This is a genomic window from Luteitalea sp., from assembly GCF_022842525.1.
In the GTDB taxonomy this organism is placed as follows: domain Bacteria; phylum Acidobacteriota; class Vicinamibacteria; order Vicinamibacterales; family Vicinamibacteraceae; genus Luteitalea.
In genome coordinates this window covers 1-6,164 of the sequence record NZ_JALHPM010000276.1, presented here as the reverse complement: position 1 = coordinate 6,164, position 6,164 = coordinate 1, and the positions used below count along the sequence as shown (strand labels likewise).

4 protein-coding genes and 1 pseudogene are annotated in these 6,164 nt (G+C 70.2%); 3 read left to right on the top strand and 2 right to left on the bottom strand.

From position 1 onward, the window contains the following. Window positions 1-427, top strand: a 427-nt coding sequence (locus Q0C41_RS29070) for a Spy/CpxP family protein refolding chaperone (protein WP_291990121.1), incomplete at its 5' end; no start/stop codon positions are given. 72 nt (window positions 428-499) lie between these two features. Here the strand turns inward: Q0C41_RS29070 and Q0C41_RS29065 are convergent. Then, entirely contained in the window at window positions 500-1,249 is a 750-nt protein-coding gene (locus Q0C41_RS29065) for a hypothetical protein (protein ID WP_291990119.1), read from the bottom strand. A 127-nt stretch (window positions 1,250-1,376) separates the two neighbouring features. On the opposite strand from Q0C41_RS29065, the gene polA reads away from it, so the two are divergent. Further along, a complete protein-coding gene (gene polA / locus Q0C41_RS29060; RefSeq protein ID WP_291990117.1) occupies window positions 1,377-4,058 on the top strand; it encodes a DNA polymerase I in 2,682 nt (893 codons plus the stop codon). Between the two features lie 31 nt (window positions 4,059-4,089). Beyond that, window positions 4,090-5,406 (top strand): neutral/alkaline non-lysosomal ceramidase N-terminal domain-containing protein, encoded by a 1,317-nt coding sequence (locus Q0C41_RS29055; RefSeq protein ID WP_291990115.1) that lies wholly within the window; start codon window positions 4,090-4,092, stop codon window positions 5,404-5,406. Between the two features lie 50 nt (window positions 5,407-5,456). On the opposite strand, the pseudogene Q0C41_RS29050 reads toward Q0C41_RS29055, so the two are convergent. Continuing rightward, window positions 5,457-6,164, bottom strand: a pseudogene (locus Q0C41_RS29050) (hypothetical protein); the annotation flags it as partial.

Below are 6,164 nucleotides of genomic sequence, written 5' to 3'. Positions count from 1 at the left end.
GGGCGGGCGCGGCGGGATGATGGGCGGGCCGCTGGGCGCGCTGCTCGGTGTGCATCCCGACCTGCCGTTGTCGGCGCTGAACCTGACCGACGCGCAGCGCGAGCAGGTGCGGACGATCATGCAGAGCCATCGCGACGAGGGTCAGGCGCTGGTGCAGAAGGCCCAGGCCTCGATGGAGGCGCTGCGCCAGGCCACCGACGCGACGGTGGACGAAGGCGCCGCGGCGCAGCAGGGCCAGGCCCTCGGCGCGGTGATTGCCGAAGCCGCCGTGTTGCGGGGCCGGGTGCGGGGCGAAGTGTTCGCCATCCTCACACCGGAACAGCAGGCCGAAGCCAACAAGATCGCGGCCGACCGCCAGCAGCGGATGCAGCAGTTCCGCCAGAAGGCAGGGCAGCGTCGGGCCCAGCGTCCGGCCAAGCAGCAGTAGGCGGGTCCGGGAACCGGGAACCGAGAGTCGGGAACCGGGAGTCGGGAGTCGGGAAGTGCAGGGGGCGGCGCGCTAGGCCTGGCGCGCCGCTCGCTGATGGCCTTTGCGAACCACCCACCAGATCAGGCCGGCCACGGTGACGGCCGCGGCCGCCATGGCCGCCAGGAACAGCGCCACCGTCAGCACCAGGATGCGCTGGACGCCGAAGCGGGCCTCGACCCGCAGCGGCTCGCCCGCGAGGCGGGCCTTCAGCGGTTGTTCCCACGACAGGATGTTGCCGCGCTCCACGAGCCGGCTCGGCGCGTTGTGGAACGTCACGCGGCTGGGCACGTGCAGCCGCACCGCCACCAGTTCCTGACCATCCCAGCCGACATCTTTGACGGCCGTGCCCTGTGACGCCCCGAGTTCCTGCACGTACTGCAGGCTGTCGTCGGCGCGGGTGAACGTGTAGCGCGCCCAGGCAAACGGCGCCATCTCGGGCAGGCGCCGGACGTCCGAGACGTTCAGCCGCACCTGCACGAAGCGCCGGCCGTCGCGCCGCCACGGCCGGCTGACGCGCGTGACCTCGATGCCGGTGGCCGTGTAGAGCTGGCGGACGCGGTCGCGGTCGACGGGCGCCGAGGGGTCCAGCGGCACGTCCAGGCCGTGCAACGCCGCCAGGGCCGCCAGCGACGAGTTGACGATCACGGTCGCCGACCCATCGAGACCGATGTAGATCTCCTCTTCGTATTCGTACTGCCGACCGAACGGGCGGGCACAGGACGCGAGGACGACGAGGGCGAGGGCCGCCAGCGCGAGTGCCCGGCGGGGATACGACGACATGGCGCACTAGTGTACCGCCTGGGACCACAGCGCAAGGGACAAGGGAAGAGGCGAAAAGTCACAAGGGCGGCAAGGGACAAGGGAAAGGCACGAAGCGACAAGGGAACTCCGGCGGCTAGAATCACCTGTGCCCGAACGTCCGATCCTGTTCCTCATCGACGGCAACAACCAGATGTACCGCGCGTATCACGCGATCCGCGGACTGACGGGGCCGGACGGCAAGTCCACCAACGCGGTGTACGGCTTCGTGACGATGCTGCGCAAGCTGATCGCCGACCACCAGCCGGCCTACATCGCCGCCGCGTTCGACCTCGCCGGGCCGACCTTCCGCGATGCCCTGCAGGCCGACTACAAGGCCAATCGCACCCCCATGCCGGCCGATCTCGTCGAGCAGGTGGCGCTCGTGCACGACGCCTGCGAGGCCATGGGCGTCCGCGTGCTGACCCATGGCGACTACGAGGCCGACGACGTCATCGCCACGCTGGCGACGCGCGCCATCGCCCACGGGCTGGACGCGGCCATCGTCACCGGCGACAAGGACTTCTTCCAGATGGTCGATGGCCACGTCCGCGTCTACAACCCGCGCGACGAGGGCACCTGGTACGACGGCACGGGCGTGCAGGAGAAGTTCGGCGTCCGGCCGGATCAGGTGGTCGACGTCCTCGCGCTCATGGGCGACGCCATCGACAACGTGAAGGGGGTGCCGGGCATCGGCGAGAAGGGCGCCCGGGAACTGATCGCGCAGCACGGGTCGCTCGATGCGCTGCTCGCCGCCGCCTCGACGCTGCCGCAGAAGCGCTACCGGGAGGCCCTGCTGGCACACGAAGCCGAGGCCAGGCTCAGCCGCGACATGGTGCGCCTGCACTGCGACGTGCCAGTCGTCGTCGAGATGGACGCGCTGCGCTACGTCGGGCCCGATCAGCGGCGCTGCTACGAGCTGTTCAGCCGTCTCGGCTTCAAGTCGCTGGTCACGGCCTTCGCGCCGACCGCCGCCGACGTCGTGCGCACGTTCAGCACCTGCGGCGACAGCGAGGACCTGCAGGAGCTCGCCGCGCACATCCGTCAGGCTGGCCAGTGTGCCGTGTACCTCGTCACCGACGGGTTGCCCGCCATGCAGGCCAATCTCGTCGGCATCGCCATCGGCACCGGCGACAGCCGCGCGGTCTACGTGCCGCTGGCCCACACGTCGCTCGACGCCTGCCCCAACCTGTCGGCACGGTCGGTCGGCGAGTTCATCGGCCCCCTGCTGGCCGACCCCGCCGTCGGCAAGACCGGGCACGACATGAAGGCGATGTCGCTCATCCTGGCCAGGCACGGCCTGACGCTGGATGGCATCCGAGACGACGTGATGCTGGCCAGCTACGTGCTGGATGCCTCGAGCGCGGCGCACGCGGTCGAGCCCCTGGCCCTCGAACGCCTCGGGTACAAGGCCATGGACAGCGAGTCGCTGCGGGGCAAGGGCGTCAAGGCCATCGCCGTCTCGCAGGTCGCGGTCGAGTCGATGACCACGTGGGCCTGCGAGCGGGCCGACCTGGCCATGCAGCTGACGGCCGATCTGCGCCCGTCGCTGGCGGCCGACGGACTCACGGGCATCTACGAGGAGTTCGAGCTGGCGCTGCTGCCCGCCCTGTGCGCCATCGAGCAGGCCGGCATCCACGTCGACACCGCGGTCCTCGCGGGGCTCTCGACGCGGATGGACGCCGAGCTCGAGTCGCGCTCGGCGCGCATCTTCGCGCTGGCGGGCTCGACATTCAACATCAACTCGCCCAAGCAGCTCGGCGAGATCCTCTTCGAGAAGATGCAGCTGCCGGTGCTCAAGCGCACCGGCAAGGAGCGGACCGCCTCGACAGCCGCCGAGGTGCTCGAGGAGCTCGCGCTGACGCACGACATCGCCCGCGAGATCCTCGACTGGCGCGCGATGATGAAGTTGAAGGGCACGTACGTCGACGCCCTGCCGCAGCTCGTGCACCCGAAGACCGGCCGCGTGCACACCACGTTCAACCAGGCCGTCGCGGCGACCGGTCGCCTGAGCAGCAGCGACCCCAACCTGCAGAACATCCCGATCCGCACGGAGCTGGGGCGCGAGATCCGCGGGGCCTTCATCGCCGAGCCGGGCCACGTGCTGATCTCGGCCGACTACTCGCAAATCGAACTCCGGGTCCTCGCCCACATGGCGCAGGAACAGAGCCTCATCGAGGCCTTCCGGCGGGGCGATGACATCCACGACCAGACGTCGGCACGGGTGTTCGGCGAGGACAGCGGGCTGAGCCCGCACGAGCTGCGCCGCCGGGCCAAGATCATCAACTACGCACTGCTCTACGGCAAGACGGCCTTCACGCTGGCCAAGGACATCGGCGTCACCCAGCAGGCCGCCCAGGCCTTCATCGATGCCTACTTCGCCGGCTATCCGTCAGTGCGGCAGTTCATCGACGAGACGATCGCCAGGGCGCGCGACACCGGGGTCGTGAGCACGCTGTTCGGCCGTCGTCGACGCGTGCCGGAGCTGACGAGCCGCAACGGGCAGATCCGCGCCGCCGCCGAGCGCGTGACGGTGAACCTGCCGATCCAGGGCACGGCCGCCGACATCCTGAAGCGGGCGATGATCGACCTGCATCGCGCGCAGGCGCGTGTGCCCGGCCTGCGCATGATCCTGACGGTGCACGACGAACTGGTGTTCGAGGTGCCCGAAGCCGCTGCTGACGACGCTGCCGCGCTCGTCAAGCACCACATGGAACATGCGGTGACGCTGGACGTGCCCCTCGATGTGGACGTCGGAGTGGGACGCACATGGAACGACGCCAAGGCCTGACGCCGCAGCGCTGAAGACGCAGGGAGTTGTCATGACCACTGGCACATTCGTTTCACGCGCGTTGTCTGTCGGCACGCTGCTCGCCCTGACGCTGGCCGGCCCCGTGGCCACGGCTCAACCCAGCCGGTTCCGCGCCTCCGCGGTCAAGGTGGACATCACGCCCTCGACCAGCAAGTGGCTGGCAGGCTATCCGCCGCGCCAGTCCAGTGGCGTTCACGACCGGATCTTCCACCGCGTCGTCGCCATGGACGATGGCAGGACGCAGTTCTTTCTCGCATCGACCGACCTCTGCCTGATCGCCCCCTCGGTCTATGACGAGTTCGCCGCGCAGTTGAAGAAGGAGACCGGCATCGACCCGGTCCAGGTCTGGTGGAGCGTCACGCACACGCACTCAGCCCCCGAAGTCGGGCCGCACGGGATGGCGAAGCTGATGATGCCGGAGCGCTATGGCCACCCGCCGGATGTCGAGTACACGGCGTTTGTGCAGCGGGCGCTCATCGATGCCATCAAGGACGCGCGGTCGAAGCTCGCGCCGGCGCGCCTTGCCTCGGGCACGGGCTATTCCGCGGCCAACATCAACCGGCGCGCCCGCGACCCCAAGGGCGTGATCTCGCTGGGCCTGAACCCCGATGGCCCGGTGGACAGACAGATCGGCCTCATCCGTCTCGAACGCCCCGAAGGCGCACCGATCGCCCTGATCGCCAACTACTCCATGCATGCCACCGCGCTCGGCCCGCAGAACACGTTGATCAGCGGCGATGCGGCGGGCACGGTGAGCGCCTACGTCGAAGAGCGGGTGGGCGCTCCGGTCCTCTTCATCAATGGCGCCGCCGGGGACCTCGCCCCCATCTACTCGGTCCAGCCCGATTTCCGCGCCGCGCACATCACCGAGTTCAACGTGCTGCTGGGCGACAGAATCCTTGCCGCCAACACTGCCATCCGCGCGTCCGGCGCGCCGGTGCGCCTGCGGCCGCTCCAGAAGATCGTCGAGACGCCGCGCCGCGAGGGATTCGGGTGGACCCCTGACATCGGCGACTACCTCGAGGCGCGCGAAGGCGAGGCCGGCCTCATCCGCCTGCCGGTCCGGGTGCTGATCGTCAATGACGACCTCGCGCTCTGGTCGGCCCCGGTCGAGCTCTTCTGCGAGATCTCGATGGGGATTCGCAGCCGTTCGCCGTTCGCCCAGACGTTCTACTTCGGCTACACCAACGGCTGGTTCGGCTACCTGGCCACGAAGAAGGCCTTCGCCGAGGGCGGATACGAGACACGGACCTCGCCCTTCACCGAGAGCGTCGAGGACGATCTCACCCAGGTGGTGAGCGCCTGTCTGCGGGGTCGCGGCAGGTGAGCCGCCGTCCGGCCTGAGCGGGCGCGGACGCGTCGGCCTCCCGGTGCGGATTACTGCGGCCAGCGGGTCTTGGCCTCGTCCCACTCGGCCGTGAAGCGGCCGGCGGCCGCGGCATCCGGCTCGTTGGCGAGTCGCTTGACGCGCTCGGGAATCAGCGCCTGGGTCACGAGGCGGTCGAGATCGGCGCGCAGCGCCACGCCCTTGTCCGGGGCCAGCACGGACCGGACCCAGCCAGCCAGCGCCAGATCCCAGGCCAGTTCGAGATCGCCGCTGGCCAGGGCCGACGCGGGGAGCCAGTAGGACGCGGCCGCCGAATCCGGGTAGCGCCCGAGATGCAGCCGGAGCCGGGCCGCGATGCCGTCGTAGATCGCCGTCCGCTCATCCGGCGGGCGGGTCTGCGCGTAGCGGTCCATCGCCGTCGCCCACCAGTCCACCACCTGCTCACGGGCCGGGGGGGCCAGCAGGCCCATCTGCTCGAGCACGGGCTCCAGCAGCGCCGCGGCCGAGCGGTAGTCGCCGTCGAGGTACAGCGCCTCCCCCAGCCCGACCACCAGATCCAGGCGGCTGCGGTCGGCCAGGCTGGTGGCGTCGACCCCACGCAGCGCCGCCCGCGCGGCGTCGAGGTCCCCGGCCACCCGGCTGGCGCGATGCCGCTCCAGCAGGGCCCGCCCGAGCAGCAACCCAGCCTCGTTCTTCGAGCCCGGCCGTGCCGCGGCGTCGCGCGCCGCCGGGGTGGCCGCGTCGGACTTCTCGGCGGG

Bases quoted from the DNA above. Each gene is read 5' to 3' on its own strand.
- Q0C41_RS29065 (WP_291990119.1), bottom strand. From the start codon at position 1,249: ATGTCGTCGTATCCCCGCCGGGCACTCGCGCTGGCGGCCCTCGCCCTC.
- Q0C41_RS29055 (WP_291990115.1), top strand. From the start codon at position 4,090: ATGACCACTGGCACATTCGTTTCACGCGCGTTGTCTGTCGGCACGCTG.